Below are 2,500 nucleotides of genomic sequence, written 5' to 3'. Positions count from 1 at the left end.
TCCTTTGGAACCGCCATGGCAGAAATTCTGCACGGTTTTTCCTACAACACTGTGGAGGCTCCACGCGTGTCGGGGCGTCAATTTCGGCTGATTCACCACGTCCAAAGTATACATGTGTAAATCGTGGGATGCAGTGCAAACACACCGATTTCGCGAAATTTCGAGTACATTTCGGCGGCCGAAAATGGTCGGTGGCGGTGTCGGCGTGAGCTGCCGCCGATCACCCGTCGGCGCTTGCAGGAAGGGGCGGGCGGGCCTGCCGAACATGCGTACGAGTGTGACCCATGTGACTCGTGTGGCCGGTGAAGCGCTGGGCGTGTTGCCGCACGGCGAATCCATATCGGGCCGCCTGATTCTGTCGAGCCGTCGTCATCGACCAGACCCGCGTGATCCCTTGGAACCGGTCGAGCGAGCAGTGCGTCCTACGAGCATGGATCCCGACGACAGACAAGCATTGACTGATGCCGGGATTAGACCCTGAGGCCCCGCCGGTCCAAGCGGCGCTGGACCTTGTCCGGTGGGAGCTTGAGCACCTTCTCGGCGTCGATGTCACGGAACCATGACATCGACACGCTTGTTGCGGTACCGCGACATCGGCGTGCTCCTGCCCCCGCCGCCGCCGCAGACGTAACGTGAGACGGTGACCACCCAGGATCCGCGCACCGGCGAAGACACGCTCGACCTCATCGACGACGCCGTCGCCGCCCTCGCCGATCGCCGCGGCGTCTGGCTAGGAGATGATCTGCGCAGCCTCGCCTTGGTCGCCAGCCTCATCCAGCAAGCCGAACGTTGCCTGCCCCAACTGGTCCACGACGCCCGCGCCAACGGCCACGGCTGGACCGAGATCGCCCGAGCACTGGGCACCAACCCCGCCGAGGCCATCTTGCGATTCGACCCCGAATCTCCGATTGCCGACGGTAGATGGCCTTAGGGGCATCAACGGTGGACCTGACTGCTGAATCGTGAAATCAGAAAAAGGAGGCTCGTCGGCCGGGCCGTGGACCGCTGGTGGGGTCAGTGCCCGCCGGGCACCTCTTGGGCTCCACGGCGTTTACCGCGCACGGTTGGGTTGGGGCCACCAGCTGGCGTCGCGCAGCAGTGTCGCGATGGCGGGGACGGTGAGGGTGCGGACGAGGAAGGTATCCAGCAGTAGGCCGCATCCGACGATGAATCCGGCTTGGATCATGATGGCGATCGAGCCGAACATGAGGCCGAACATGCTGGCTGCGAAGATGACCCCGGCGGAGGTGATGACCGATCCGGTGTTGGCCACAGTGCGCAGCACGCCGACGCGGATGTTGGTGCCGGATTCCTCCCGTAGCCGCGAGACGAGCAGCATGTTGTAGTCGGCGCCGACGGCCACGAGGATGATGAACGCCAGAAGCGGTACGGGCCAGGCGATTTCGTAGCCGAGTCCCCATTGGAAGACCAGGACGCCGATGCCCAGGGAGGCGAGGTAGTTGAGCACGACGGTGCCCAGCAGGTAGATCGGGGCCAGCAGGGCACGCAGCAGCAGCACCAGGATGAGGCCGACGATCACGATGGTGGCGATGGCGAGTTGGGCGAAGTCGGCCCACAGAAGGCGTGCGATGTCGGAGTTGACGGCAGGGAATCCGGCCACTGACACCGTAGCGTGGGCCAGGGAGGTGTTGGGGCGGGCGGCGTCGGCGACGTCAGTGATCGTGTGGGCGAGGTTCATCGCGTCGACGCTGTAGGGGTCGTGGCTGGACTCGATGGCGAAGCGGGCGGTCTTGCCGTCGGGGGACAGGAATTGCTTGGCGACATCGGCGAATTGGCGGTTCTCGAAAGTGTTGGGAGGTAGGTAAAAGCCGCTGGAGGAATCTGAATCCGCGCTGGCACGCGCGGAGTTTTGTAGTTGGGTGGCGATCTGACTCATGCCTGAGAGCATTTCAAGGTTGCTGTCGACGAGGGTGTGCACGCCGGTGGCCAGGGCTTGGGCACCGGAGGCCAGTTGGCTGATGCCGTCTTGGAGTCGGCCGATGTTGCCGGCCAGGTCGGCGGGATCGCCGAGGGCTCCGAATGCTTTGTCCATGGCGGTGACGGCGTTTCGGATGTCGGCGAGGGTTTCGGCAACCGTGGCGCCGGTCGCGGGATTGTAGCGGTCGCCGAGGTCGGCGACTTGGTTGAAGAAGCCACTGTTGCGCAGGGTCACCAAGACCTGGACCTGGTCTCGGATCTGGGCGCATTGGGGTGTGGTGGCACACCACGGAGCGGTGTTGAGGGCACCGACGAGCGGATCGAGGATGGCGATGGCGTGGGCGGCTTGGTCGGCCCATGGCCGCAGGCCCGGCCCGGCTTGGATGGCCTGGTCGACCGCGGGTGCGGTGGCCGAAAGTTGCTGCAGCAGCGGCCGGAACTGCTGCATTTGTGTGCCGGCGGATTGGGCTTGGCTCAAGATTCCGCTCAGCGGGGCCAGGGCGGTGCGCAGGGTGGTGTCGAGTTGGGCCAACCCGGCGGCCAGTTGGTCGGCGCCGTTGGT

Annotated in this window: 2 protein-coding genes; one reads left to right on the top strand and one right to left on the bottom strand. The window is 64.9% G+C overall.

Features of this window, described 5'->3' with window-relative positions; genetic code table 11:
* The first annotated feature begins 640 nt into the window (after positions 1-640).
* The gene (locus AWC14_RS10900) at positions 641-931 is read left to right on the top strand and encodes a hypothetical protein (RefSeq protein WP_003925196.1); all 291 of its coding nucleotides are present in this window, start codon (positions 641-643) and stop codon (positions 929-931) included.
* Positions 932-1,051: 120 nt separating this feature from the next.
* On the opposite strand, the gene AWC14_RS10895 is transcribed toward AWC14_RS10900, so the two are convergent.
* The coding region (locus AWC14_RS10895; protein ID WP_142281665.1) for an MMPL family transporter at positions 1,052-2,500 on the bottom strand (1,449 nt) is incomplete at its 5' end.

This window comes from Mycobacterium kyorinense (assembly GCF_002101735.1).
Taxonomy (GTDB): domain Bacteria; phylum Actinomycetota; class Actinomycetes; order Mycobacteriales; family Mycobacteriaceae; genus Mycobacterium; species Mycobacterium kyorinense.
This window is presented reverse-complemented; position numbering and strand designations above follow the sequence as displayed.